Origin of the sequence: Pseudomonas sp. Irchel s3f7, from assembly GCF_900187615.1 — a bacterium.
Classification (GTDB): domain Bacteria; phylum Pseudomonadota; class Gammaproteobacteria; order Pseudomonadales; family Pseudomonadaceae; genus Aquipseudomonas.
The window spans coordinates 1-25,614 of record NZ_FYDO01000023.1 but is presented as its reverse complement, the minus strand read 5'-3'; the positions used below and the strand labels follow the sequence as shown (position 1 = coordinate 25,614).

The window sequence follows — 25,614 nt, the reverse complement described above, 5'->3', positions numbered from 1 at the left end:
CACAGTGTTGCCTTTTCTTATGGTCAGAAAATAGATGAATTCCGCTAGCAGATACCCGGTTTACGTTAAGTCTGTTCGATACGAAGCTGAAAATATTTTTTCCTTTGAGCTTTTTCCTGAGCAAGGGACCACACTTCCTGCGTTCACGGCAGGAAGCCACATAGATTTATTTATTCCAGGCGTTCCCACACGCAGCTACTCACTTTTGAATGATCAGAGCGAGGCCAATCGTTACGAAATCGCTGTGGCTAAGGATCCGAAGAGTCGGGGTGGGTCAAAGCTTATACATGAACTGCTTCGAGCTGGTGATCGGCTCGAAGTAAGTGGCCCCAAAAACCTTTTTCCATTAAACGAAGCGAGTGAGACGTCCGTTCTCATCGCCGGCGGAATTGGTATCACACCGCTCTGGAGCATGGCTCAAAGACTGGAGTCATTGCGGGCCAAGTGGCGGTTGGTCTACTTCGCCAGGAATCGCGAAAGTGCCGCTCTACTAGACCGCATGAACAAAGTGTTCAGCCACGGGCACATCGAGCTTCATCTCGCTTACGGAGTGGCAGAAACGATTGCGGCCATCGCACAGGTGTTTTCGCAAGACGTAGCCGCAACGCATTACTACTGTTGCGGGCCTTCGGGAATGTTGGAGTCATACAAATCTGCTGCAGGTGATGTTCCTGGCGATAGAGTTCACTACGAAAGTTTCGTTGCACTGCATGACGCTGCAACCGAGGGCGGCTTTGAGGTCGTCCTTGCCAAGGCCGGCACCGTCGTAAATGTTCAACCTGGTCAAACAGTGCTCGACGCTTTGGCTCAGGTAGGCGTGGAAGTTATGAACTCATGCAGGGAAGGTATTTGCGGCGCTTGCGAGGTGGTGGTGCTAGAGGGCACACCGGACCACCGAGATTCAATTCTTAGCGAGTCGGAAAAGGCGAGCAATAAGTCGATGTTCGTCTGCTGCTCTGGAAGCAAATCGCAGCGGCTGGTATTGGATTTATAAGCTGCAGGAGGAGAGTGCTTTGAGGCGTTCCTCCCCGCGCATCTTGTCTAGAGGTTTTCATGGACGATGGGTCATAAACGATACGCGTGGTCCTGCAGGATTGTGTTCGATAAGCTATTGAAAGTAATGGACTAAAGAATAGATTCGCTTTGCCATTTTTGGGGATGTGTTGACAATACGATACGGTCAGTATTATTTTGTCATCTCTTGATTGAGGTGCCGAAATGGCTAAGCGAACGTTACGTGTAATGTGGTTTGTTCCTCCCGCCTTGGAAGTAGTGGCTTCGTGGCAAGACCGCGATGATCTGATCGTTGATGCTGTACGCACTCAGTCGTCTGATGAGCAGTTTGAGGCCTTGGTTAACGGCAGCACCGATGCGGTAGTCACTTCAATCGACAACGTACTTCACTGGAACCAACGCCCAGGCCCTAAAGATTTTGTCGTGGTTGCTCAGGTAGAACGCACTACGCCACTTCGGTTGATAAGCCGGTCGACGATCAAGAACGTCGCAGATCTGCAAGGTGGACACGTATTGGTCGATGCGCCTGAGAACGGTTTTGTCGTCGCGTTAATGGCCATCCTCAAAACTAACGGTCTTCATTCATCGGATTACTCCATGTTGGAGGCCGGTGGTGTCGTTGAGCGGTACAACTCGCTAATAGCGGGCAAAGGGGATGCGACGCTTCTTGGGCCCCCGTTCTACACGATGGCACTCGCACAAGGCCTCAACCAAATCGCAAGTATTCAAGAACTTTACCCTGTATTTCCAGGACAGGGTGTAGTGATACGCCGCGAGTTGGCAGGTGTAAGAATAGCGTTGCAAGCATGGCTTAACAATCTTAACGAAGCGCTGAAAATAGTCCCAGCCAATATCGATCGTCTTCGCCAGGCATATGCTTCTCAGGGATTGCCATCAGAAGCCATACAGGCTCTTGAAGAGTCTGTACCGACCACGCTTGTTCCAGACCTTCAAGGTATTCAATTTCTAATTTATCAACGCAAAGAGCTCGCTTTGGTCGGGGCTCAAACCAGCTACGCCAAAATTGTCGATAGCACTTACTTGATTTGAATTCGGGGCTAATAATGAAAAAATTCTCGCTGGGTACTTTTTCCGTTAAGGCTGGGCAAGGCGAGCGCTTTGCTGGTCTGGTGATAGACAGAAAAGTTGTGCCCATTCAACGAGTTGCCGTTGAGTTTGGAATTAGCGCATTAATGGATAAGTCGGTTCTGCAACTTCTGGAAAATTGGAACGAAAGTATTCGAGCAATTTCCGGGTTCTTGGATTTGATCAATCCCACCGATTGGCATGACGAAGTGGATTTACATTTTCACCCCCCAGTGGATCTCCCCCGACAAGTATTTTGTACTGGCGCAAACTACCGTAAGCATGTCGTAGACCTCACCGTCGACTCAGGTGTTGGGCCAGAGGGAATGAATAAAGACGAACTGCGCAAATGGGCAGAGGACATGATGGATAAACGCGTCGCCTCCGGCGAGCCGTACGTGTTTACCAAACCCGTTTCTACGATCGCTGGCGCTTATGACGATTTGATTTTACCTCCAACTACTGAGAAACCCGACTGGGAATTGGAGTTGGCGGTAGTTATCGGCAAGGAAGGCTACAACATTGATGTTGCTGATGCGATGGACTATGTAGCTGGCTACACCATCGTAAACGACATTTCTGCGCGTGATCTAATTCCTCGTACAGACTATAAAATGTTGGGCACTGACTGGTTTAGATCAAAAGGGCAGCCAGGTTTTCTTCCGTTGGGGCCGTATCTTGTCCCCAAGGTATTTGTCGAAAACCCCCACGATCTTTCTATGCGGCTAAGCGTGTCCGGCCAAACTATGCAAGACGAAAGTACGTCTGATATGTTGTTCAAAATAGAACAGCAAATTGCCTATATTTCCAAGTACGCGAAATTATTACCTGGGGATGTGATCTGCACCGGCTCACCCGCTGGTAATGGTACTCACTATAATAGATTCCTGAAAAACGGTGATGTCATGCATGCTGAAATTGAAGGTCTTGGGTATCAGCGTCAAAAATGCGTAACGAAATAAGTAGAGTGAAATAAATGGATAACCCCGACCGTGCGTTGCTGGAAAACTTAATTAAAAATCAGGACTTCGGCGTTCCTCTAGATATGACTCCTGGGTTGCGTGAGCTTGGGGCACAGTTGGTCAAGGGTGAGCCTGGGGCCTTGGAACTCAGCTTTAACGTATCTGATCGCTCTATCCAAGGTAACGGTGTGATATCAGGCGGTACGTTAGCAACGATGCTTGATTATGCAATGGCCTACGCTGTTCTAAGTAAGCTGAAGGTAGGCAAAACATGCGCTACCACAAGTATCACAATTAATATGCAGGCGGCAGTAAGGCCTTCTTTATTGCGAGTGATCGGCGTTGTTGATCGTGTTGGGCGGCAAGTGGCTTTTGCTCGCAGTGAAATTTATGACGACAGCAACCGGCTTGTTGCTAATTCAACCGCGACATTTTTCATAATGGATGTAACGGCGTAATAGGTAACCGAACAAATTTTTAAAAAATTTTGTTCATAATAAAAACGGTACGACTCGATTCGTAATGGAGATGCAATGAGTGAGCTTACAGTTTCGTATAAGCCTGTTCGGCGAATAGTCACCGGACATGATGAAAATGGTCAGTCGATCTTTTTGAGCGACGCTGATGCATTGAACGTCGTAGCTGGCGCCGGTCGCCCCGTCGCGCAGGTGCTCTGGGCTACTGGTGAGGGGCGTGCAGCTGGCGATGAACCTGCTCCAGAAGGGCACAAGTTTGCGTTCCATTCTGAGGGTGGATCTCTGCTGCGAATCGTCGATTTTCCACCAGATGAAACTTACAACCAGGAAGAGCTGGTCGAGTTTCTTGATGAAGAAGGTGTTCGCGACCAGAACAAACCTCGCCATTTCTGGTTCCACAAGACCGAGTCTCTCGATTACGCAGTGGTGTTAGAAGGCGAGATCTACGCCATGTTGGATCAGGGCGAGCGTTTGATGGAGGCGGGCGACGTGCTTATCCAGCGCGCTACCAATCACAGCTGGTCCAACCGTTCCGGTAAAAACTGCCGCATGTTGTTCGTGCTGCTTGCGCTGCAAGAAGGAGAACCGCTATGAGAAAAGCCATTATCACCGCCGCTATCACGGGTGGCGCTCATACGCCTTCAATGTCTCCTTATCTGCCGATTACCCCATGCGAGATCGCCCAACAGGCCATCGAGGCGGTGGAAGCGGGAGCAGCCATTGTTCACCTCCACGCGCGTAATCCGGACGACGGTCGGCCGACTGGCAGCCCCGAGGTGTTTCGTCAGTTTGTTACCCGCATCAAGACTGAAACCGACGCGATTATTAATATCTCCACAGGCGGCGGTGGTCCGGGCATGCCAATCAACGAGCGGGCTGCTGCGGGCTTGGCGTTGGATCCCGAAATGTGTTCGCTCAATATGGGATCGATTAACCTCAATCTCTCCGAGATGGCCAAGAAAGACCGGGACTGGAAGTTCGACTGGGAGGTCAAACACCTCGAAGCTACCAAAGACTTGGTATTCAAAAACACCTTTACGGATATTGAGTGGATTTTGACGGAGATTGGTCGTTCAGGTACTCGTTTTGAATTCGAGTGCTACGACGTCAGTCACCTCTATACCCTGAAGTATTTCCTCGACCGCGGGCTGTTGAAGCCGCCACTCTTTATCCAAACAGTGTTCGGTTTGCGTGGTTCCATCGGATCGCACTTCGAAGATGTGATGCATCAAAAGCGCACTGCCGATCGCTTGTTTGGCGATCAGTATCACTGGTCTGTTCTGGGAGCGGGCAAAGACCAGATTCCTTTGGCGACTATGGCAGCGTTGATGGGCGGTAACGTCCGCGTGGGCCTTGAAGATAGCCTTTATATCGGCCGAGGGGAGTTGGCGGTATCGAACGCAGAGCAGGTTCGCAAGATCCGGACAATCCTTGAGGCGCTCGGCATTGAGGTAGCTACACCCGATGAGGCCCGTCAAATGCTTGGGCTCAAAGGCAAGAATTCCACTGCGTTTTAACGAACATGTTCAAGTGGCAGATGTGTCTGAGTGGTCACCTTGTTCTTCGTTATTAGCCGGCGCAAGCCGGCTTTTTTTCTTCCGCTGCCTTTATCCAGGTTCATCGTTTGGCCTTCGACCTGCAAGACCGCAAGTTGGAAACGCTGCTTAATGCCTCCTTGTCGACGCTTTAACGACTGCTACGAGCGCACAAGAACCTTGACCCTATCGCCTCCGAGCGTTTGGACGGAATTGGTATGCTCAGTCACTTGTGCAGTACTAAACAGACAGGGTAGCGTCGAGAGATCAAGAATTTCGTCTGAGAGCCAGACCTTCGTCGCTCGGAATGCAGGGCTAACCTAGCGCCTAGATATCTAGACACTAAACCGAATTTTCGTACTTAATGTCTAGATTTCTAGGCGTAATGCGTAACTCGGTAGAGCGGCCCCCGCAACTCTGCCTAATGGTCCAAGCTCGAAGGGTTTGTGTGGGAAACGTAACGAATCCCCAGCAAATTTCTTTAAACCTATACATTATTCTTTACGTTTCCCTGGCTGGTTGCCTTAATCATCTGTAATAGAAAAATAATTTCAGCTAGATTTAGCCTCAGGTGTTACGAAGACTTCTAGCAGCTGCAAGCCTCAAGCGACCAGCTGACAAAACAAAACCCGCGCTTCGGTCTGAAGTGCGGGTTTTTTTATGGATGGTGAAACTTGGTTACAAACTCAGGCGGCGATGAATTCGTTGGTTGACACAACGCTGGCATAGGCAAACGCAAGGGCCGCCATGAACGCCGCATGAACCTGCGCAGCCGGAACCGCTACGCCATTGAACTCCAGGTCGCGGGTCGCGCAGGCGTCGTGGATGACTGTGACCGTATAGCCAAAATCCGCGGCAGCGCGGGTGATGCCGTCGACACACATGTGGCTCATGCTGCCCACGACCACCAGTTCCTTGATGCCTTGTTCGTCGAGGATTGACTGTAGTTCGGTTTCGCGGAACGAGTTGACGAAGTGCTTGAGCACCACTGGCTCGTCGGCGCGGTTCAGGACTTTGGGGTGCAATTTGGCGCCTTCAGAGTTGGGGGTGAAGAACGGAGCGTCCTCGGAGGTGAACTCGTGGCGGATGTGCACCACCGAATCACCAGCGTCGCGGAAGGCCTTGATCAGGCGCACGGCGTTGTCTGCGGCGGCGTCGGCACCGACCAGCGGCCACTTGCCTTGGGGGAAGTAGTCGTTCTGGATATCGACTACGATGAGCGCTTGCTTGGCCATGACTGTTACCTCGAAGTGTGTGTTGGGTGTGGAATCAAGTATCCGGTGTGGGTGGCATTCCGAGGATTGGCCGCACCGACAATAAGAGGGGGAAAACTGACAATGGACGCACAAAGGGCAATCGCCGAACTGGGGGTGTTGATTTACCCCGGCGCGCAGATGGCGGCGGTGCATGGGTTGACGGACTTGTTCGGCGTGGCCAACCGGATCGCCGCCGAGCACCAGGCTGCGCAGCTGCCGTTATTGCGCGTCAGCCATTGGCAAGTTGTGGGCGACCAAGCGCCGGAGCGCAGCTATGACAGCCATCCCGGCCCGGATCGCGCAATGGTGGCCGTGCTGATTCCGCCGTCGATTGCCGGTTTCTCCGAAGGCCAGGCGCCGCAGGGTTTGATCCGCTGGTTGCGCGAGCAACATGCCAACGGCGCGACGCTGGGCGGGGTGTGCGTAGGGTCGATTCTGCTCGCTGAAAGCGGTTTGCTCGACGGCCGCAGCGCCACCACTCACTGGACTTCCGCGAAAGCCTTCGCCGAACGTTACCCGGCCATCAAACTCAAGGCCGATACGCCCATTGTCGATGACGGTGACTTGATTACCACCGCCGGGTTGATGGCCTGGTCCGAGTTGGGTTTGCGCCTGGTCGACCGCTTGCTCGGGCCGAGTATCGCTACCAGCACGGCGCGGTTTCTGGTGGTGGAGCACAGCGACAGCGCCAGCGAATGCGGCAGCAATTTTGCGCCGATCCTCAGCCATGGCGATGCGTCGATTCTGAAAGTGCAGCACTGGTTGCAAAGCACCGGCGCGACTGATGTTTCGTTGTCGGCGATGGCAGAGCGGGCAGGGCTGGAAGAACGCACTTTCCTGCGGCGTTTCCGCTCAGCCACCGGGCTAAAACCCACCGAATACTGCCAGCATTTGCGGGTCGGCAAAGCCCGGGAAATGCTTGAGTTCACCAACGGCACCATCGATCACATCGCCTGGACCGTGGGCTATCAAGACCCGGGCGCGTTTCGCTCGACCTTCAAGAAAATCACCGGGCTGGCGCCGAGTGATTACCGGACGCGATTTGGGGTCACGCCGAGTGTTGCTGCACGCTAGGTGTTTCACCACAACCCCCTGTAGGAGCGAGCCTGCTCGCGATGACGTCGGAACCGTCAACATTGATGTCGCCTGACCCACCGCTATCGCGAGCAAACTCGCTCCTACAGGGCCGCGACTCGTGCAAAATACCTGAGCCTCAACAGGCGTCGTGCAGATTAAAACAGGCCTCTTGCCATCACGTTATGCACAAGTCATTGATTTGAAACCCATCGCGCCAACCCCTGCCTTGGCGTGATCTCTGCACCCCCTTCACTACATTCATCACACGCTGATTGAAGGGGGATGCATGACCCCGGTCAACCGCAATAAATTAGTGGTCGCTCATTCGGTTCACGCCGATGCGCCGCTGCATGAAGTCGAAACCAACCGGGCCCTGGCCCGATGGCTGGCGCAGATTCTCGGGCTCACGTACGCGGGCAGTCATGACGCCGATTTGCACGGTGGACAGGATTTGTATCTGTTGCCAACCCAAACCCTGGTGGGCGCTGCGGCGGCACGGGCGTTAGGGGTCAAGGGGCCGGAAGACTTGTGGGGCGGTTATGTCGACCATGATTTTATTTGCACCAAGGCCATCAGCCACGGTTTGCTGAACCACCACGCTCATGCGCCGCAAGGTTGGGCACCGTTGTTTTCCGAGCGGGTGCGCGGCGTGGTGCTAGACGGCCTCAGCGTGTTTTCCTTCGAAGATGCGCGGCCGGCGGCGGAGCATCTGCTGTACACCGGGCCGATTCGCCTCAAACCGATTTATGCCTGCGCCGGGCGCGGTCAGGAAGTGATCCAAAGCCTCGACCAATTCGATGACGTCCTTGCCAGGCCGGATGCCAAAAGCCTGTTCAAGAAAGGTGTCGTGCTGGAGCAAGACCTGGAGCAGGTCATCACCCACAGCGTCGGCCAGAGTGTTGTCGGCGGCAAGGTGCTGAGTTACTGCGGTGAGCAATACTTGACCGAAGACGCGCATGGCGAGTCGGTGTATGGCGGCTCCGATTTGTTTGTGGTGCAGGGCAACTATGACGATTTGCTGAAACTCGACCTGGCGCAAGACGTGCGTTTGGCCATTCAGCAGGCCCAAGTGTTCGACCGCGCTGCGGACGAAGCCTATCCCGGGTTTTATGCGTCGCGGCGCAACTACGACATCGCTCAAGGGCTGGGCAGCGATGGCCGGCAACGCAGTGGCGTGCTCGAACAGTCCTGGCGCCTGGGCGGGGCCAGCAGCGCCGAACTTGCAGCGTTGCAGAGCTTTGTGAACGATCCGCAGATTCGTGCGATTTGCGTGTCCGCCGTCGAGACTTATATCGATCAACCGCTGCCGGCAAGCGCGATTGAGGTGTACCGCGGACCGGCGCAGGACAGTGATTTTCTACTCAAGTACGTAACGGTCAAATCATATGACGGCTAGAAGCGAAAGCATTCAAATCGACATCGACGACGAACAGATGAGCGGGACGTTTCTGAGCCCCAAATCGAAAGTCCCCGGCGTGCTCTTCGTGCACGGTTGGGGCGGCAGTCAGGAGCGGGATCTGGAACGGGCCAAAGGCATCGCCGGGCTGGGGTGCGTGTGCCTGACTTTTGATTTGCGCGGTCATACCGGCGGCACCGGCATTCCCCTGTCCCGGGTAACCCGCGAGGACAACTTGCGGGACTTGCTGGCGGCTTACGATCGGCTGCTCGCGCACCCGGCGCTGGATACCTCGGCGATTGCCGTGGTGGGCACCAGCTATGGCGGTTACCTGGCTTCGATCCTCACGTCGCTCAGACCGGTGCGCTGGCTGGCGCTGCGGGTGCCGGCGCTGTATCGCGACGATAAATGGCACACGCCCAAACGCGATCTGGACAAGCTCGATTTGCGCGATTACCGCAGCACCCTGGTGCGCGCCGAGGGCAATCGCGCCTTGCATGCCTGTTCGGCATTTACCGGGGATGTGTTGCTGGTGGAGTCCGAGACCGATGAATACGTGCCGCACTCAACGATCATGAGTTATCGCGCCGCGTGCCAGCAGACCCACTCGCTCACGCACCGCATCATTGATGGCGCCGATCATGCCTTGAGCGATCCGGTTTCACAGCAGGCCTACACGTCGATCCTGGTGGACTGGATCACGGAGATGGTGGTGGGTGAGCGGTTAAGCATTATTCAATCGCAGTGATTTTGGGTGCTGGACAGGGCGCTATCGCGAGCAAGCTTGTTCCTGCAGGGTTCGTCATTGAACACAAATGTTGTGATCACTGGAGATCCTTGTGGGAGCGGGCTTGCCCGCGATGGCGTCAGATCAAACACCACCACTCACTTGGGTTTCTTGCTGATCCGCAACGACTTCGCCTTGGCCTCGACGATCAGATACATCACCAAAGTGATCAACAGCGGCAGCAGAAAATAGATTGCCCGGTACGCCAGCAATCCCGCCACCAGACTGCCCCGTGACGCCTCGTGTTGCAGCAGTGCCACGAACACCGCTTCCAGCACGCCGAGCCCGGCGGGGATGTGCGTGATGACCCCGGCAATGGCGCTGATCAACAACACCCCAAGCACCAGCGGATAATCCAGTTTGCTCGGCAACAAGGTGAAAATGACCGCTGCCATCAGCGACCAGTTCAGCGCGCCGAGGCCCAGTTGCAGGATCGCCATGCGCAGTGACGGCAAGTTGATTTCCACCCCGCGTATCGACCATTCCCGACGGCTGGAAAAGCGACACGCCGCCAGATAGCCCGCACTCACCAGCAACAGCAACACGCCCACCGCTTGCAGAGCGCCGCTGCTCAATTTCCAGCCCGGCGGCATGCTCACCCATCCACTGCTGAACACCACGCCGGCAATCAGCATGTAGCCGATCCAGTTGGTCGCCAGGCTCAGGCCGAGGATTTTCGCGATGTTGCTTTTGCTCACCCCGAGTCGTGAATACAGCCGATAACGCATGGCAATACCACCGACCCAGGCACTTAAGTTGAGGTTGAAGGCATAGCTGATGATTCCTACGGGGAGGATCTGTTTCCACGTCAGGTCCTGACGGATGTAGGTGCGCCCGATCAGATCGAAACAGGCATACACCAGGAAACTCACCGCAGTCAGCGAGGACGCGATGATCAGCGTGCGTACCTTGAAATCGGCCAGGGTTTCGAGCACTTCGGCCCATTCGATGCGCTGGGCAAACATCGTCAACAACACGATCAGCGCCAGAAAAAACAGCAGGGTCAGCGGTTTTTTCCAACGGCTCCAGCGCGACTTGGCCGGGTGATCGGTATGGGACGTCGACCCGGTCTCAGCGTGGCTCATGGTGATCGCTCCCGGTCGTCGGCGTGATGCGTTTCAGGCGCGGTTTATGGGCCGGCAACCAGCCCGCCCACGCCGGAAAATGCCGCAAAAAGTGAAACACCAGAAAACCGACGGTCATGTGCCAGACCCGCCCACTCGGGATTTTTTCGGATGACATCATCTTGCAGTGGTGGTCGCTGAGGTCTTCAAGTCGGTCGTACAGGTCGCGGTTGAACTGACGGTCACGGATCAGCACATTGGCTTCGAGATTCATCGACAGACTCAACGGGTCGAGGTTGCTGGAACCGACGGTGCTCCAGTCTTCGTCCACCAACGCCACTTTGCCGTGCAGCGGACGGTCGCAGTATTCGTAGATCTTCACCCCGGACTTGAGCAAGTAGTCGTAGGTCATGCGTGCCGCGAGCCTGGCCACCATCATGTCCGGCTGGCCTTGCAGGATCAGCCGCACATCGACGCCACGGCGCGCCGCGTTGCGGATCTCGCGCAGTAACCGGTAACCCGGAAAGAAGTAGGCATTGGCGATGACCACCCGGCGTTGTGCGGTGCGCAACACCTGCCGGTACACCTCTTCAATGTCAGTCGGGTGTTCGCCGTTGTCGCGGTACACCAACCGCACTTGACCATCGTGATCGCTGAAGGCCAGTTCCGAGCGCCGTTGCCGCCGCCGTTGCCACCAGTATTTGGCCCGCACCGGGCGACCGCATTGCAGCAAGGCAAAGTGATGAATGTCGGCCACCACCGGGCCCTGGACTTCAACGGAGTAATCCTGCTTGGCTTCAGGGCCGAAGTCGGCGAGATGGTCGGCGGAAAAATTGATCCCGCCGATGAAGGCGACAGTGCCGTCCACCACCACGATTTTGCGGTGCAGACGGCGGAACCAGTTGGTGCGGATGCCAAGGCGTTTCGGCGCCGGATCGAACATCTGCAAATGCACGCCCGCGCCGCTCAGGGCGCTGAGAAATCCGCTGCTCAATTCGCCACAGCCAAAGCCGTCGAGGCTGACGGTGATGCGCACGCCCCGTTGCGCCGCTTCGATGAGAATCTGCTGCAGTTCATTGCCGACCTTGTCCTCGAACAGAATGAAGGTCTCCAGCAGGATCTCACTTTGTGCCTGACGCAGGGCTTCGAACACCCGGGGAAAATACGCCTCACCGTTTTCCAGCAGTTCGACCCGATTGCTGCCTTGCCAGCTGTACTCGACATCGACCGCTGTCGGCTCGCGAATCGGCGGGGCGGGGATGTGTTCCACCGTGGATTTTTCCATCGACTGGCTGCTCATAGCTCGATCTCTACCGATAGCGGGACGTGGTCGGAAAGGTGGGACCAGGGGCGGTTCGACAGCACTTGCGGATGGCTGGCCTTGAGGTGACGCACGTAGATGCGGTCCAGGCGCAGGGCCGGTAAACGTGCCGGGAAGCTGCGCGCCGATTGGCCGTGGTGTTCGGCGAAGACCTCGCGCAAACCGCTGGGCTTGAGCAGTGCATCGGCGCGCAGGCGCCAATCGTTGAAGTCACCGGCGATGATGACCGGCGCGTCGTCGGGCAGCGCTTCCAGGCGTTGGACGAGCAATTTGAGTTGCGCGTTGCGGTGGGTTTCGCGCAACCCCAGATGCACACAAATGGCGTGCACCTCGCGACCGTCGCCGGGCAGGCGCAACACGCAATGCAGAAGCCCGCGGTTTTCGTGGCCGCTGATGGACACGTCGAGATTATCGTGGCGAATGATCTGGAATTTCGACAGCAGCGCATTGCCGTGATCGCCCGCCGGATAGACCGCGTTGCGACCATAGGCGAACTGCGGCCAGAGGGTGTCGGCGAGGAATTCGTACTGCGGCATCGTCGGCCAATTGGAGTAGCGTTTTGGATGCTGCTCATGGGTGCCATGGACTTCCTGCAAAAACACCACATCGGCAGACACGCTGCGCACCGCTTCGCGCAGTTCCGGCAGGATGAAGCGCCGGTTGAGCGCGGTGAAGCCTTTGTGGGTGTTCACCGTCAGCACCGTGAAGCGATGCACGTGGGTGTCGAAGGGGCTCTGTTCGTCTGTCACGCCGACTGGCTCCGGAGTAGTCATGACAACACACCCTGCGCAGCAGGCTCACCGGGCGTGGTGGCGAGGTTTTTGTCGAGGTGGAACCGCTCCAGCAAGCGGCGGGCATCGAAGGGCGCGCGGACTTTGATGACATTGTCGAAATAGCAGAACACTTTCCGGGGCTGGCGTGGCTTTGGCTGCTGGCGGGGGGCGATCAGTTGCGGATCACTTGGTTGCCGGCCGTGGCCCAGGCCGTTCGGGTAGAAATCCCCGCGCCAGGGCGTGTACCGCCAACCTGAAATACCGATATGAATCGCCGACATGTCGCCTCCGGTCCGATGAGCCCTGTCTTTGGAGGACTGCGCGGTGGCGACGAAAGTTTCGGTGGGGCTACGGACGGTTAACCGCCGCCGTGTGCAGCGTAGGAGCTGGCGCAGCATGCGTGCTAATGTCACCCCGAATATTTTCGACGATACATTTGTGGGCCAAGTGCGAACTTGCCCGGCAATTCTCGATCAGTTCCTTACAGTCACAGCCAACGGAGGGGGTGCTTTTGATCGGGCTCAAGACCGCGATATTAATGGGGTCATTGCTGTTTCTGGGCAGCGAGACGCTGGAAGCGGCAGCGATACCGGGGCTGCCGGCCGCCGCCACTACGCCATCGGCACACCCGGAGCCACTGGTGCAGGGCGGGTTGCTGGGCGCCATCAGCTCAAGCATTGACGAAGTCCAGAGCAAACTCGATCTCAACGAGCACCTGGTCGACACCTGGCGCCTGCGCGCCGATCGTGCGGTGGATGAAGTCGATGAGCTGGTCAATCGTCCATCGTCCCGTTCGACCTGGGGCGTTGCCGGGGATTTCCTCCTGCTGACCTGCGTCTGGACGGGTGTGTTTACGCTGCTTTGGCTGTTTGGGCGACTGTTGGCCCGACGCCTGGGCGGGCACCGCTGGATGCTCAGCCGCGAGCGTGGCCAGGCGTTGCTTGGCTACATGCTGCCTTACACGATTCCGGCGGTGGTCAGTCTGACGCTGACGATTTATGCCAGCCAGTTTCTACAGGTGTCGGCCGGTCGGGCGCTGGCGCTGTGTTTTGCCTACGCGGCCAGCGCCGGTATTTTTGCTGCGTCGCTGGTGCTGTCCCTGGTGGTGATGTTCAACATCGGCCACAAGCGCTCGGCGGTACGGATCATCCGTCAGCACAGTCCCCGGCCGCTGTTTTCAATCGGTTTTCTGGTGGCCTTGAGCGATGCTCTGACAAGCCCGCAGATCGCCCATCAACTGGGCAACAACCTCACCAGCAGCATTGCCGTATTCACGGGGCTCGCGGCTTCGATTTCCTTCGGTTTGCTGGTGATCCGCATGCGTCGGCCGGTGGCCCATGTGATCCGGATTCTGCCGCTGGCCCAGCGCGTCAATCAGCCGGCGTTGCGCGAAACCCTGCGGATATTTTCCGGGCTCTGGTACTGGCCGATTCTGTTGATGGTGCTGGTCTCGATCATCAACCTGATCGGCATTGGCGACGACAATCAGACGGTACTGCGCAGTGCGTTGTTCACCACCGTGTTGCTGATTGCCACGGTGTTTCTCAGCACCACGCTGCATCACCTGTTCAAGTCGCGCAGCGAATCGGATGCGCGGCGCGGCAGTGCCTACAAAGAACGATTCCTGAGCCTGTCCCACGCGTTGTTGCGCATTGCGATGGCCGTCGTGTTCATCGATGTCCTGGGGCGTATCTGGGGCGTGTCGTTGTTCGAGTTCGCGGTGAGCAACGCAGTCGGGCGTGCGATCAGTGATTCTCTGAGCCACATCGGCCTGATCTTCCTGGTGACGTGGATGGTCTGGGTGGTGCTCGACACGGCCATTCAGGAGGCCCTGAAACCACCGGCCAATAAACGCTCGGCGCGCCAACCGAGTACACGGGTGAAAACCATCCTGCCGTTGCTGCGCAATGCGGTCAAAATCATCCTGGTGGTGATCTGCGCGATCACCACCATGGCGAACCTGGGGATCAACGTTGCGCCGTTCCTGGCCGGTGCCGGGGTGGTGGGGCTGGCGATTGGTTTCGGTTCCCAGCAACTGGTGCAGGACGTGATCACCGGGCTGTTCATCATCATCGAAGACACCCTGTCCATTGGTGATTGGGTGGTGCTCGATTCCGGTCATGCCGGGACAGTCGAGGGCCTGACCATCCGCACCTTGCGCCTGCGTGACGGCAAGGGTTTTGTGCACTCGGTGCCGTTCGGCCAGATCAAGGCCGTGACCAACCAATCGAGGCAATTCGCCTACGCGTTTTTCTCGGTGCAATTCACCTATGACACGGATGTCGACAAGGCCATCGAGTTGATCCGCGAGGCCGGGCATTCGATCAGCAACGACCCGTTCCTGCGCTACAACCTGCAAGGGCCGCTGGATGTGTTCGGTGTCGACAAGATGGACCTCAACGGCGTGGTGCTGACCTCGCAATTCCGCACGGTGTCGGGCGGGCAGTATGCGGTGAGCCGGGCGTTCAACCAGCGTTTGAAAAAGCTTGTGGATAACAGCCCGTGGGTGCACTTCGCGCAGACTTATCCACAGCAGGCGCTGGTGCCGAGGCATCCGGTCGAACCACCGCCTGAAGGCGAGCCTGAACCGGAGCACTCGACGTTGTTGATGCCGGATGGGGCGCGGTCGCAGTAAGTCGCCCGGGAGATTTTTGTTGGTTTTTAGGGGCCCATCGCCAGCAAGCCGGCTCCTACAGGGATTTGCGCAGGTACATCAAACTGTAGGAGCTGGCTTGCCAGCGATGGGGCCTGCGCAGACGCCATCAATGCCGGATCAGTTTATTCCGAACCTCGTCACTGACTCGCTGATCCAGCTCCGCCCAAAACAAAGGCTTGCCGGCAATCTCGGCAGCCACCGGCAAACCATCGCGATACACCAGCCGATTGCTCGCCAGCGCCGGGACTTTCGCGCCGGGCAGCAGGGTGCCGGCGAGGTTCAGCGGATCGACCCCGCACACGGCGATCAGGCTGCCGTCCTTGGGGCGACGCCGCACTTCGCGCAATAGCGGAATCGCCTCGGGCAGCGCGAATTGCTCCCCCGCCAGACCACTGACAAACCGTCCGCCACGAATCTCGCCCCGGGCCTCGAGGCGATGAAACGTGCGCAGTAATTCGCGCCAGCTCGGCAGCCAGTCCGCCTCACGTTCCAGCAATCGCCAGAACACCACGCCGTAGCGGCGCAGCAAGGTCATGGCGATGTGTTCCAGCGTATCGGCCGGGGTCGGCGACGGAGGTGGGTTATCCATAACCGGCGCGGCGTTTCCACGGCGTAACAACGCCCAGCGTCCAGCGTCGTCCATGCCGCCGATGAACGCCCCGCGCCCGTGGCGACTGCGGTGGTGCTGGCGCTTGCTGGCCGGGGTGATCAGCGCACGCAGCCCGGCGAAACTGTCGGCGTTCACCAGCCCGGCGCCCACCAGTTCCTGCAAGGCGATTTCCAGCTCCGAGCGCAGCAGGTGAGCTTCGTGAATCAGCTCATCGAAAAACAGTGCGCCGTGCTGGCTGAGGGCGGTGTGGACCTTTTGCGTTTTCGGTGACAGTTCGCTGACCGGCGTCTGCTCGGTCAGCCCGCTCCAGAGTCCGACCTGACTGCGCGGCAGCAGCACAATCGGTGTACTGCGCAACGCGGTGCCGGTGCCCTTGTTGCGTGCGGTCAGGCGTGTCCACACCAGTCTGCCGCTGCGGCACAACTCATCCAGCCAGCTCGCCGAGTAATCCTTGATCCGTGCCGGCAGGAGGTCGCTGTCCCAGGCGGACGCGGCGGCGGGGTAGCCTTCGAACTGACTGGCGATGGCGGGCAATACGGCCGCGCCTTGACCCTGAGTGGCACTGGAGACGTGCTGCCAGTCGAACAGAAACCGCATGAAATCCTGTAACGCCACCGGCTCGATTTCCCTACGCAGGCGCTTGACCGTGTAGCGATGAATGCGCGCGAGCAGATGACGCTCACACCATTCTTCCCCGTGGTTGCCCGGGGTGAATCGTCCACGCAGCACGTAGCCTTCGCGCTCCAGTTGCGCCAGCGCCTGGATCACTTGAAGGTCAGATAAACCGAGGGGGTCGGCAATGTCGTGCAGCGGTAACGGGCCGAAGGCGCTGAGCCGCGCACGGACCACTTCGACCACGGCTTCGTCCTGTTCCCAGACCTCATCGAAACCCGGCAACGCCTGCAAGGCTGGCGATAATTGCGCCTGTGGATAAATCGCCCGCAGGCAAGTCAGTCGCTCCAACGCCAGCCACAACGATTTCCCTTCGTTGATCTGTAAGCGGGTGGTGCGACCGCTCATGGCCAGCGCGTTGAGCCAGTCGCGCCACTGCGGGTTGGCTTCGGCTTCTGCGTCGGTGATGCACGCCAGGCTCATCAGTGCCTCATGCATTTCATCGCCACCCGTGGGCGCAGGCCAGGCTTCTTCGCGCACGGCGTTGATCGCCTCGGTATCGAGTGCGCCGAGGTCGTCGGTCGATTGCGGATCGCTCCAGCGCCGGTTGAGCACGGCTTGGGTGCGGCGCTCTTCCAGCGGCGCATCGTCGAGAAATGTGTAGGGCCTGGCGCTGAGAATCTCGGCCGCCAGCGGCGAGGGCGCCGGCAGCTCGCGGCTGATCAGGCGCACCTCGCCGCGCTCCATGCGCCGCAGCAAGGCCAGCCAGCCTTCGCTGTCCATCGCATCGTGCAGACAGTCGTCGAGGGTTTGTTCCACCAGCGGATGGTCGGGAATTTCCCGTTCCCCGGCGAGGTTTTCCACGCAGGCGATCTGATCGGGGAACACGCTGGCGATCAGGTCTTCGCTTTTCATCCGCTGGATTTGCGGCGGCACTTTGCGCCCGCCGCTGTAGCGCGGCAACGCCAGGGCCACCCCGGCATTCCAGCGCCAGCGCACGCCAAACAGCGGCGCGTCGAGCACGGCCTGAATCAGGAGGTGTTCGGCACTGTTGCTGTGCAGATAGCGCCAGACATCGTCCAGTTCGAAACTGTGGCTGGTGGAGAGTGACAACACGATGGCGTCTTCGCTGGCGGCGGCCTGCAATTCGAAGTTGAAGGTGCGGCAGAAACGCTTGCGCAGGGCCAGGCCCCAGGCGCGGTTGATGCGGCTGCCGTAAGGCGAGTGAATGATCAGTTGCGTGCCACCGGACTCGTCGAAAAAGCGCTCCATCAGCAACGTGTCTTGCGACGGCAGGGCGCCCAGCGTCTGGCGCACCGGGGCCAGGTATTCCACCAGTTGCTCAGCGCTGGCGAAGTTCAGGCCGAGGGTCTCGGTCAGCCAGTCGAGCGCCGGTTGCAGGTTGCCCGGCGTGTGGCCGAGCAACGCGTCGAGGTGCGCTTGCAGGCGCGCCACCGCCGAAGACAATTCAGCGCTGCGCCCCGGCGCTTCACCCAGCCAGAACGGAATGGTCGGCGGCTGCCCCTGAGCGTCCTCGATCCGGACCTTGCCGGTTTCGACGCGCAGGATCCGGTAGGACGTGTTGCCCAACTGGAAGATATCGCCAGCGATGCTTTCCACCGCAAAGTCTTCGTTGATGGTGCCGATGTTCAGCCCTTGGGGTTCCAGCAGCACGCTGTAGTCGGCGTTGTCCGGAATGGTTCCGCCACTGGTCACGGCCGTGAGTTTCGCGCCTCGACGACCGCGCAGGGTGCGGGTCACGGCGTCGCGATGCAGGTAGGCGCTGCGAATACCCTGCCGCCCGTTGTAGCCCTCGGCGAGCATCTGCAGCAGCGCCTGATAATGTTTGTCGTCGAGTTCGGCATACGGCGAAGCGCGGCGAAACATGTCCAGCAACGCTTGCTCCTGCCACTCCTGGCAGCTGACTTCGGCGATGATCTGTTGCGCCAGTACGTCCAGCGGCGCTTTGGGAATCAACAAGGTATCGAGCTCGCCCCGACGCACGCAGTCGAGCAGCGCGGCGCATTCGATCAAATCGTCGCGGGTGGTGGCGAACAAACGGCCCTTGGGCGTGCCGCCGACCTGGTGGCCGGAGCGACCGACCCGTTGCAGGAATCCGGCAATCGAGCGCGGTGAAGCAATCTGGCACACCAGGTCGACGTCACCGATGTCGATGCCCAACTCCAGCGATGCGGTGGCGATCAGCACTTGCAAGTCGCCACGCTTGAGCCGCTGTTCGGCATCCAGCCGAAACTCCTTGGCCAGGCTGCCGTGGTGGGCGGCCACGGCGTGTTTGCCGAGGCGCTCGCTGAGGTGACGACTGAGGCGCTCGGCCAGCCGTCGGGTGTTGACGAAAATCAGCGTGGTGCGGTGTTTCCGGGCGAGGGCGGCGAGACGGTCATAGACGAGTTCCCAGACATCGTTGGCCATCACGGCCGATAGCGGTACCGGAGGCACTTCGATGTCCAGATCCCGTGGACGGGCGTGGCCGATGTCGACAATCTCGCAAAGGCGATCGCGACCCACCAGAAAACGCGAGACCGCTTCGATGGGTTTTTGCGTGGCCGACAGACCGATGCGCACCAGTGGTGCGGCGCACAGCGCTTGCAAGCGTTCGAGGCTCAGGGCCAGATGACTGCCGCGTTTGCTGGCGGCGATGGCGTGGATTTCGTCGACGATTACCGTGCGGGTTGTCGCGAGCATCTGCCGCCCGGAATCGGAGCCGAGCAACACGTAAAGGGACTCGGGGGTGGTGACGAGTATGTGCGGCGCGATCTTGCGCATCGCCGTGCGGTCTTTTTGCGGCGTATCGCCGGTGCGTACGGCGGTGGTGATCTGCAATTCGGGCAGGCCCATCACGCGCAATTGCTCGGCAATCCCGGCCAAGGGGTTTTGCAGGTTGATCTGGATGTCGTTGGACAAGGCCTTGAGCGGTGAGACGTAGACCACCAGGGTTTCATCGGGCAGGCCGTCGGGGCTTTCAAGGCCTTGGTGGACCAGGTCGTCGATGACCGCGAGGAACGCGGTGAGGGTCTTGCCGGAACCGGTGGGCGCGGCAATCAATGTCGAGCGGCGCTGGCGGATCAACGGCCACGCCCGGGCCTGCGCGGCGGTGACCGCAGGGAAGGTGTGGTTGAACCAGGCGCTGACGGCGGGGTGAAAGCCTGTCAGGGCACTGTCTGCGGGGATGGGCAGGTTCATGGGGCAATTTATGCGGGTGAGGCCGGGAAGATGCAAGTACAAAACCATTGTAGGAGCCGGCTTGCTGGCGATGGGGGCCAGTTGCAGCGCCACAAATCCCGGACATCTACACTTTACGGATGACGGTTGCGCACTAAACCCGCAAAATGCAACGATTCCTGCAACTTTCAACGACATCGCCCGCAAGCGCTGTCGAAAAACCATCGTTCCAATCAGACTGGGCCTGCTGACTCTATGCGAATGCGCCTTATGTTACTGGGCGGCGGAAATGCCCTTGGGCAGGCGCTGATTCGCCTCGGTGCGGAGGAAGATATCGGTTTCCTCGCCCCCCGCCCGCCACAAGATGGCTGGGATGCCGCGAGCCTGACGCAACTGCTCGACGACACGCGCCCCGACGCGCTGATCAACCTCGCCTACTACTTCGACTGGTTCCAGGCCGAAGCGGTCAGCGAACAGCGGCTGGCCCAGCAAGAACGGGCCATCGAGCGCCTGGCGGAGCTGTGCCAACACCACAATATCGTGCTGCTGCAACCTTCGAGCTATCGGGTGTTCGACGGCTCCCGCGCCACCGCCTACAGCGAAAAAGACGAGCCGCTACCCTTGGGCCTGCGCGGTCAGGCGTTGTGGCGGATCGAGCAGAGCGTGCGCGCCACCTGCCCGCAACATGTGTTGTTGCGCTTCGGCTGGCTGCTCGATGACAGCCCCGATGGCACCCTTGGCCGCTTCTTGGCACGTGCTGAAAACCCCGAAGAGCTGTTGATGGCCGACGACCGCCGGGGCAATCCGACGCCGGTGGACGATGCTGCCCGCGTGATCATTTCGGTACTCAAGCAACTCGATTGCGCCGCGCCGCTGTGGGGTACGTACCACTACGCCGGGCATGAGGCGACCACGCCGCTGGCGTTGGGGCAGGCGATTCTCACCGAAGCCCGCAACCTGCATGAGTTGGCCATCGAAGCGCCGACCGCCCAGGCCCACGCCACGCGCCCGGATGCTGCCGAAGAGCCGCAACACGCGGTGCTGGCCTGCAAGAAAATTCTCCACACTTTCGGGATCAAACCCCGCGCCTGGCGTGCGGCACTCCCCGGTTTACTGGACAGGTTTTATCGCCATGGCTGACGGCCCCGTTTTAATCACCGGCGGTGCCGGTTTCATTGGTTCGCACCTGACCGACGCCTTGCTTGCCAAGGGCCATTCGGTACGCATTCTCGATGACTTATCGACGGGTAAGCGCAGCAACCTGCCGCTGGATAATCCCAAGGTCGAGCTGATCGTCGGCGACGTGGCCGATGCGGCGCTGGTTGCCCGGGCGCTGGTCGGTTGCAGTGCCGTGGCGCACCTGGCGGCAGTGGCCTCGGTGCAGGCCTCGGTGGACGATCCAGTGAAGACGCACCAGAGCAACTTCATCGGTACGCTGAACGTCTGCGAAGCCATGCGTCAGGCCGGGGTCAAACGCGTGCTGTTTGCCTCCAGCGCTGCGGTGTACGGCAACAATGGCGAAGGCGAGTCCATCGACGAAGACACGCCAAAAGCACCGTTGACGCCTTATGCGTCGGACAAACTCGCCAGCGAGCATTACCTGGATTTCTACCGACGCCAGCATGCACTGGAGCCGGTGATCTTCCGCTTTTTCAATATCTTCGGCCCGCGCCAGGATCCGTCCTCGCCGTACTCCGGGGTGATCAGCATTTTCAGCGAGCGCGCCCAGAAAGGGCTGCCGATCACGGTGTTCGGTGACGGCGAGCAGACGCGTGATTTTGTCTATGTCGAGGATCTGGTCGATTTGCTGGTGCAAGCCATCGAAAAACCTCAGGTCGAAAATGGCGCCGTCAACGTCGGGTGGAATCAGGCGACGACGCTCAAGCAGTTGCTCGAGGCCCTTGAAACGGTGATCGGCGCGTTGCCTGCGGTGAGCTACGGACCGGCGCGTTCCGGTGACATTCGTCATTCCCGGGCGAACAACCGGCGGCTGTTGGAGCGCTTTACCACGACAGAACAGACCCCTATGAGTGTGGGGCTGGCGCGGTTGTTGGGGCGATAAACGTTTCACGCGGACATGAAAAAGGCGCCTTTTTACAGGCGCCTTTTTCACGGCCGGAATGTGCGTTACAGCGTGTGCAATTCCTGTGGCGAGGGAGCGTGCTCCCGGTCGAGCGCAATGCGCTCGCCATCAGTTCTAAGTCTGCTCACCACTAAGCCAGGCTCACCACCACGTGAACGTTTTTTAGAACTTGTAACCCAGACCCACCATGTAGATGAACGGGTCCACATCCACGTCCACACGTGCCCGGGTGCCAGGGGCAATCGAATCGTTTTCGACGGTGGCGCGGGTATCGATGTCGATGTAGCGCACCTGGGCGTTGATCATGACATTGTCGGTCAGCATGTAGTCAGCACCGACTTGCCACGCCATACCCCAGGAGTTCTCTGCCTTGAAGTCGCTGAAACCAGCGGCTTCGGCTTCGCTGCTCACGTGTTCGTCGTAGATGTAGGTGTAGTTGATGCCGCCGCCCACGTACGGTTGGAATGCCGACTTCGGATCCAGCGGGTAGTACACCAGGCTCAGGGTTGGTGGCAGGTGCTTGATCGTGCCGAGTTTGCCGTTGGCCGCGCTCAGAGCGGTGCCCTTGAGTTTCACGTCATGCTCGAACGGGGTGGCTGCCAGCAGCTCGATACCCCAGTGGTTAGTGAGCATGTAGGCGAAGTTCAAGCCCAGCTGCGTGTCGCTGCTCAGGGTCGCCTTGCCACCCAGATCGGCACCTGCCAGCGGGCCTTGATCGACCTTGACGCTGGAGCTGTCGGCTTCCGGGTTAACGGTGATTGCGCCGGCGCGAATGAGAATGTCACCGGCCTGGTGGGCGTGGGCGAGCGGGGCTGCGAGCGCGAGGGCAACCAACGAGGCGCTGAGCAAGGACTTGTTCATGGGGGCTCCAGAGGATGTTGAAAATTTTCTATGTCCAATGGTAGCTGGCTAATGGTTTTGCGTTGTTGATTTAGCTCAATAAATTGCGCAAGGATGGATTTTTTTGATGATTTTACTGTCCCCATCGCGAGCAAGCTCGCGCCTACAGGGGGTTAATCGATCAATGACGGTCTGGCAGGCAACAAAAAACCAGCGGATTCACTCCGGTAACTCATACAAATAAATCTTGTCCGCCGCCATCTGGTACCCGGCATCCGCCAACTCGCTGCTGGACGCCTGGACCTGCAATGCACCTTCGATCCAGTACGGTTGATACAGTTCGTCGACCTTCACCCCGACTTCGCTTTTGACGTGCACGATCTGGTTCGACGGCGGTGGCGGCACATGGATGCAAGCGCCGAAATACGGCACCAGCAGAAACTCGGTGGTGCGTCCTTCCTCGTTCACTTCCAGTGGCACGATGTAGCCCGGCAAGCGGATGTTCTGACCGTCGAGCGCCTTGACCACCGGTGCGTTGGGCAGGTCTTGCCTGGCGGCCGGCGCCGATTCGGCCGACAACGCATCGCTCATCTTCGACAGATCGTGCAGCGGTGTCATGTTCGGCACTTCAGCCGGCGCGTCAGGCGGAATCATTTCCGACCAGGTCAGGTCTTTGGGCTGTGCCGCCCACAGGGGCAGGGCGACCAGCATCAACAGCGCAAGTACAGCGCGGGGCATTTTCAACATCCTCATAAACGGATCGACAGACCATCGGCCAACGATTGGCGATAGGCACGCCAGGCCGGCACGCTGCCCATCAGCAACGCGGCGATCAGGATGCCACCGAGCAGCGTCCATTCATATTCACTTGGCCAACTCAGTGGCAAATACAGACCGTAATTGGCTTGCACGTACCCTTGGGCGGCGGCGATGCACACATACAGCAGCGCCACACCGGCGATCACGCCCGATAGCGCCAACGCAAAGGCTTCCAGCACCAGCAACGTCGCGATGTGCCACGGCCTCGCACCCACGGAACGCAGAATCGCCATCTCCCGGCGACGTTCGTTGAGGCTGGTGAGAATGGCTGTGAGCATGCCGATCAACCCGGTCAGCACCACAAACAGCGAGATCACGAACAAGGCTTTTTCCGCCGTGCCCATCAAGCTCCACAACTCTTGCAGCGCCACGCCCGGCAGGATCGCCAGCAGCGGTTCACCACGGAATTCGTTGATGTCGCGTTGCAGGGCAAACGTCGAAATCTTGTTGTTGAGGCCGAGCATGAACGCGGTGATCGCCTGCGGCGTCAGGTCCATGTTGCGCGCTTGATCGGCCGTGACGCGACCGTCACCGCGGGCCGGCACGCCGTTGTGCCAGTCGATGTGAATCGCTTCCATACCGCCGAGGCTGATGTGCAGCGTGCGGTCGACCGGGGTGCCGGTGCGCTTGAGAATACCGACCACGGTGAACGGCTTGTCATCGTGCTTGACCAGGCTGATCGCTGCCACACCATGGGCCAGGACCAGTTTGTCGCCCAGTTTGTAATGCAGCGCCTCGGCCACTTCGGCGCCGAGCACCACTTCGAAAGGATCGGTTTCGAAGGCGCGGCCATCGCTCAATTGCAGGTGTTGCTGGCGGCCGTACTGGTAGTGCTCGAAGTACGCTTCGGTGGTGCCCATCACCCGATAACCGCGATGGGAATCGCCGAGGGACATCGGGATCGCCCATTTCACTTTCGGGTTGTTGGCGAAATGCTCGAAGCTGTCCCAGCGGATGTTGTTGGTGGCGTTGCCGATGCGGAACACCGAATACAACAGCAGGTTCACCGAGCCCGAACGGGCGCCGACGATCAGGTCAGTGCCGCTGATGGTGCTGGCGAAACTGGCCTTGGCCTCGGTGCGCACGCGCTCGACGGCCAGCAGCAGGCACACCGACAAGGCAATGGCGAACGCTGTGAGGATCGCAGTGAAGCGGCGGTTAGCCAGGCTGGCCATGGCTAGACGGAATAAATACATCTCAGACCTCGGACGGGGTGGCGGCGCGATTGAGCTCGGCCAGCGACAGGTTGCGGTCGAACAGCGGTGCCAGGCTCTGGTCATGGCTGACGAACAACAGGCTCGAGCCGGCCTCGCGGCACTCGGCGAACAGCAGGCGAATGAAGTTCTCGCGGGCGTCGTAATCCAGCGCCGAGGTCGGCTCGTCGGCAATCACCAGCTCGGGCTGACCGATCAAGGCGCGCGCGGCGGCGACCCGTTGTTGCTGGCCGATGGACAGAGAGTCGGCGCGGCGACCGAGGATGCTTTCATCCTTCAAACCCAGGTGAGCGAGCAGGGTGGCTGCCGCTTTATCAACGCTGCCGTGACGCTGTTTCGCCCGTGCGGCGCGCAGTTTCGAGAAGTGGCAGGGCAGTTCGACGTTCTCGCGCACTGACAAAAACGGCAGCAGGTTGAACTGTTGGAAAATGTAGCCGGTGTGATCGACGCGAAAGTGATCCCGAGCACCGGCTGATAGCGCGGTCAGTTCCTGGCCGAGCAGACGAATACTGCCGCGATCAGGCTTCTGCACACCGCCGAGCAGGCCGAGCAGGGTGGTCTTGCCGCTGCCGCTGGGGCCTTTGAGAAACAGCGTTTCCCCGCGCTCCAGGCGAAAGGCCGGAATGTCCAGCAGCGGCGGGTGACCGGGCCAACTGAAGCCCAGGTCCGACAGTTCGATAAGTGGTTGGGTCATTTAGTCGATTTCATGGGTGTTGATTGACCTGCGTAGATACCGTCTTGCTTCTCATCGAGCAAGCGCAAGTTTCGGGTCAAAGGGTTGGCCCGACTTGAGCACTCCGTAAACGAAATGCAGCAGTTTGCGCATCGCCGCACAGATGATCTGCTTGGGGGC

At 59.0% G+C, this 25,614-nt stretch carries 21 protein-coding genes and 2 pseudogenes; 12 read left to right on the top strand and 11 right to left on the bottom strand.

The window, feature by feature from the left end:
- The first annotated feature begins 34 nt into the window (after positions 1–34).
- The 6 genes from CKW19_RS19710 to CKW19_RS19685 all read left to right on the top strand — a co-directional run bounded on the left by CKW19_RS19710 (position 35) and on the right by CKW19_RS19685 (position 5,055).
- Complete coding sequence (locus CKW19_RS19710; RefSeq protein ID WP_095059464.1) at positions 35–994, top strand: PDR/VanB family oxidoreductase; 960 nt, start codon at positions 35–37, stop codon at positions 992–994.
- Positions 995–1,218: 224 nt separating this feature from the next.
- A complete protein-coding gene (locus tag CKW19_RS19705) occupies positions 1,219–2,064 on the top strand; it encodes an ABC transporter substrate-binding protein (protein WP_095059463.1) in 846 nt (281 codons plus the stop codon).
- 14 nt (positions 2,065–2,078) lie between these two features.
- Positions 2,079–3,062: a fumarylacetoacetate hydrolase family protein gene (locus CKW19_RS19700; RefSeq protein WP_095059462.1), complete on the top strand. Its 984-nt coding sequence runs from the start codon at positions 2,079–2,081 to the stop codon at positions 3,060–3,062.
- Between the two features lie 14 nt (positions 3,063–3,076).
- Complete coding sequence (locus tag CKW19_RS19695) at positions 3,077–3,520, top strand: PaaI family thioesterase (RefSeq protein WP_095059461.1); 444 nt, start codon at positions 3,077–3,079, stop codon at positions 3,518–3,520.
- A 75-nt stretch (positions 3,521–3,595) separates the two neighbouring features.
- Positions 3,596–4,132 (top strand): cupin domain-containing protein, encoded by a 537-nt coding sequence (locus CKW19_RS19690; RefSeq protein ID WP_095059460.1) that lies wholly within the window; start codon positions 3,596–3,598, stop codon positions 4,130–4,132.
- A complete protein-coding gene (locus tag CKW19_RS19685; protein ID WP_095059459.1) occupies positions 4,129–5,055 on the top strand; it encodes a 3-keto-5-aminohexanoate cleavage protein in 927 nt (308 codons plus the stop codon). Before CKW19_RS19690 ends, CKW19_RS19685 begins: the two co-directional genes overlap by 4 nt.
- A 704-nt stretch (positions 5,056–5,759) precedes the next feature.
- Here CKW19_RS19685 and CKW19_RS19680 read toward each other — a convergent pair.
- Positions 5,760–6,308, bottom strand: coding sequence for a cysteine hydrolase family protein (locus CKW19_RS19680; protein ID WP_095059458.1), 549 nt, complete (start codon positions 6,306–6,308; stop codon positions 5,760–5,762).
- A gap of 102 nt (positions 6,309–6,410) precedes the next feature.
- Here CKW19_RS19680 and CKW19_RS19675 point away from each other — a divergent pair, with 102 nt between their 5' ends.
- From CKW19_RS19675 to CKW19_RS19665, 3 genes are all read left to right on the top strand, one after another.
- Positions 6,411–7,403 (top strand): GlxA family transcriptional regulator, encoded by a 993-nt coding sequence (locus CKW19_RS19675; RefSeq protein ID WP_095059457.1) that lies wholly within the window; start codon positions 6,411–6,413, stop codon positions 7,401–7,403.
- Between the two features lie 289 nt (positions 7,404–7,692).
- Positions 7,693–8,802, top strand: coding sequence for a DUF3182 family protein (locus tag CKW19_RS19670; protein WP_095059456.1), 1,110 nt, complete (start codon positions 7,693–7,695; stop codon positions 8,800–8,802).
- Positions 8,792–9,550, top strand: coding sequence for a S9 family peptidase (locus tag CKW19_RS19665; protein WP_095059455.1), 759 nt, complete (start codon positions 8,792–8,794; stop codon positions 9,548–9,550). The genes CKW19_RS19670 and CKW19_RS19665 overlap by 11 nt, the downstream gene beginning before the upstream one ends.
- Positions 9,551–9,687: 137 nt before the next feature.
- Here CKW19_RS19665 and CKW19_RS19660 read toward each other — a convergent pair whose 3' ends face one another.
- The 4 genes and pseudogenes from CKW19_RS19660 to CKW19_RS19645 form a co-directional block, all read right to left on the bottom strand.
- The gene (locus CKW19_RS19660; protein WP_095059454.1) at positions 9,688–10,674 is read right to left on the bottom strand and encodes a lysylphosphatidylglycerol synthase domain-containing protein; all 987 of its coding nucleotides are present in this window, start codon (positions 10,672–10,674) and stop codon (positions 9,688–9,690) included.
- Positions 10,661–11,953 (bottom strand): cardiolipin synthase ClsB, encoded by a 1,293-nt coding sequence (gene clsB, locus CKW19_RS19655; RefSeq protein ID WP_095059453.1) that lies wholly within the window; start codon positions 11,951–11,953, stop codon positions 10,661–10,663. Before clsB ends, CKW19_RS19660 begins: the two co-directional genes overlap by 14 nt.
- Positions 11,950–12,747, bottom strand: coding sequence for an endonuclease/exonuclease/phosphatase family protein (locus tag CKW19_RS19650; protein ID WP_095059452.1), 798 nt, complete (start codon positions 12,745–12,747; stop codon positions 11,950–11,952). The genes clsB and CKW19_RS19650 overlap by 4 nt, the downstream gene beginning before the upstream one ends.
- A pseudogene (locus tag CKW19_RS19645) lies at positions 12,744–12,950 on the bottom strand (DUF72 domain-containing protein); the annotation flags it as partial. The pseudogene CKW19_RS19645 and the gene CKW19_RS19650, both read right to left, overlap by 4 nt.
- Positions 12,951–13,258: 308 nt before the next feature.
- Between CKW19_RS19645 and CKW19_RS19640 the strand changes: the two are divergent.
- On the top strand, positions 13,259–15,382 hold the full coding sequence (locus tag CKW19_RS19640) for a mechanosensitive ion channel domain-containing protein (RefSeq protein ID WP_095059451.1): 2,124 nt from the start codon (positions 13,259–13,261) through the stop codon (positions 15,380–15,382).
- A gap of 127 nt (positions 15,383–15,509) precedes the next feature.
- Here the strand turns inward: CKW19_RS19640 and CKW19_RS19635 are convergent, their stop codons facing one another.
- Positions 15,510–19,826 carry a DEAD/DEAH box helicase gene (locus tag CKW19_RS19635; protein ID WP_095059450.1) on the bottom strand — a complete coding sequence of 1,439 codons (4,317 nt, stop codon included), beginning with the start codon at positions 19,824–19,826 and terminating at the stop codon, positions 15,510–15,512.
- Positions 19,827–20,060: 234 nt separating this feature from the next.
- Here CKW19_RS19635 and CKW19_RS19630 point away from each other — a divergent pair, with 234 nt between their 5' ends.
- The gene (locus tag CKW19_RS19630; protein ID WP_095059449.1) at positions 20,061–20,945 is read left to right on the top strand and encodes a sugar nucleotide-binding protein; all 885 of its coding nucleotides are present in this window, start codon (positions 20,061–20,063) and stop codon (positions 20,943–20,945) included.
- The gene (locus tag CKW19_RS19625; protein ID WP_095059448.1) at positions 20,938–21,867 is read left to right on the top strand and encodes an NAD-dependent epimerase/dehydratase family protein; all 930 of its coding nucleotides are present in this window, start codon (positions 20,938–20,940) and stop codon (positions 21,865–21,867) included. Before CKW19_RS19630 ends, CKW19_RS19625 begins: the two co-directional genes overlap by 8 nt.
- Positions 21,868–22,050: 183 nt before the next feature.
- On the opposite strand, the gene CKW19_RS19620 is transcribed toward CKW19_RS19625, so the two are convergent.
- From CKW19_RS19620 to CKW19_RS29165, 5 genes and pseudogenes are all read right to left on the bottom strand, one after another.
- Positions 22,051–22,749 carry an OmpW family protein gene (locus tag CKW19_RS19620; RefSeq protein ID WP_095059447.1) on the bottom strand — a complete coding sequence of 233 codons (699 nt, stop codon included), beginning with the start codon at positions 22,747–22,749 and terminating at the stop codon, positions 22,051–22,053.
- A gap of 198 nt (positions 22,750–22,947) precedes the next feature.
- The gene (locus CKW19_RS19615; protein ID WP_095059518.1) at positions 22,948–23,466 is read right to left on the bottom strand and encodes a DUF3299 domain-containing protein; all 519 of its coding nucleotides are present in this window, start codon (positions 23,464–23,466) and stop codon (positions 22,948–22,950) included.
- An 11-nt stretch (positions 23,467–23,477) separates the two neighbouring features.
- Positions 23,478–24,743 carry an ABC transporter permease gene (locus CKW19_RS19610; protein WP_095059446.1) on the bottom strand — a complete coding sequence of 422 codons (1,266 nt, stop codon included), beginning with the start codon at positions 24,741–24,743 and terminating at the stop codon, positions 23,478–23,480.
- Position 24,744: 1 nt separating this feature from the next.
- The gene (locus CKW19_RS19605; protein WP_095059445.1) at positions 24,745–25,455 is read right to left on the bottom strand and encodes an ABC transporter ATP-binding protein; all 711 of its coding nucleotides are present in this window, start codon (positions 25,453–25,455) and stop codon (positions 24,745–24,747) included.
- Between the two features lie 51 nt (positions 25,456–25,506).
- Positions 25,507–25,614, bottom strand: a pseudogene (locus tag CKW19_RS29165) (IS110 family transposase); the annotation flags it as partial.

Coding starts and splice junctions, on each gene's coding strand:
- CKW19_RS19710 (WP_095059464.1), top strand. CDS start 35: ATGAATTCCGCTAGCAGATACCCGGTTTACGTTAAGTCTGTTCGATAC.
- CKW19_RS19705 (WP_095059463.1), top strand. CDS start 1,219: ATGGCTAAGCGAACGTTACGTGTAATGTGGTTTGTTCCTCCCGCCTTG.
- CKW19_RS19700 (WP_095059462.1), top strand. CDS start 2,079: ATGAAAAAATTCTCGCTGGGTACTTTTTCCGTTAAGGCTGGGCAAGGC.
- CKW19_RS19695 (WP_095059461.1), top strand. CDS start 3,077: ATGGATAACCCCGACCGTGCGTTGCTGGAAAACTTAATTAAAAATCAG.
- CKW19_RS19690 (WP_095059460.1), top strand. CDS start 3,596: ATGAGTGAGCTTACAGTTTCGTATAAGCCTGTTCGGCGAATAGTCACC.
- CKW19_RS19685 (WP_095059459.1), top strand. CDS start 4,129: ATGAGAAAAGCCATTATCACCGCCGCTATCACGGGTGGCGCTCATACG.
- CKW19_RS19680 (WP_095059458.1), bottom strand. CDS start 6,308: ATGGCCAAGCAAGCGCTCATCGTAGTCGATATCCAGAACGACTACTTC.
- CKW19_RS19675 (WP_095059457.1), top strand. CDS start 6,411: ATGGACGCACAAAGGGCAATCGCCGAACTGGGGGTGTTGATTTACCCC.
- CKW19_RS19670 (WP_095059456.1), top strand. CDS start 7,693: ATGACCCCGGTCAACCGCAATAAATTAGTGGTCGCTCATTCGGTTCAC.
- CKW19_RS19665 (WP_095059455.1), top strand. CDS start 8,792: ATGACGGCTAGAAGCGAAAGCATTCAAATCGACATCGACGACGAACAG.
- CKW19_RS19660 (WP_095059454.1), bottom strand. CDS start 10,674: ATGAGCCACGCTGAGACCGGGTCGACGTCCCATACCGATCACCCGGCC.
- clsB (WP_095059453.1), bottom strand. CDS start 11,953: ATGAGCAGCCAGTCGATGGAAAAATCCACGGTGGAACACATCCCCGCC.
- CKW19_RS19650 (WP_095059452.1), bottom strand. CDS start 12,747: ATGACTACTCCGGAGCCAGTCGGCGTGACAGACGAACAGAGCCCCTTC.
- CKW19_RS19635 (WP_095059450.1), bottom strand. CDS start 19,826: ATGAACCTGCCCATCCCCGCAGACAGTGCCCTGACAGGCTTTCACCCC.
- CKW19_RS19630 (WP_095059449.1), top strand. CDS start 20,061: ATGCGAATGCGCCTTATGTTACTGGGCGGCGGAAATGCCCTTGGGCAG.
- CKW19_RS19625 (WP_095059448.1), top strand. CDS start 20,938: ATGGCTGACGGCCCCGTTTTAATCACCGGCGGTGCCGGTTTCATTGGT.
- CKW19_RS19620 (WP_095059447.1), bottom strand. CDS start 22,749: ATGAACAAGTCCTTGCTCAGCGCCTCGTTGGTTGCCCTCGCGCTCGCA.
- CKW19_RS19615 (WP_095059518.1), bottom strand. CDS start 23,466: ATGCCCCGCGCTGTACTTGCGCTGTTGATGCTGGTCGCCCTGCCCCTG.
- CKW19_RS19610 (WP_095059446.1), bottom strand. CDS start 24,743: ATGTATTTATTCCGTCTAGCCATGGCCAGCCTGGCTAACCGCCGCTTC.
- CKW19_RS19605 (WP_095059445.1), bottom strand. CDS start 25,455: ATGACCCAACCACTTATCGAACTGTCGGACCTGGGCTTCAGTTGGCCC.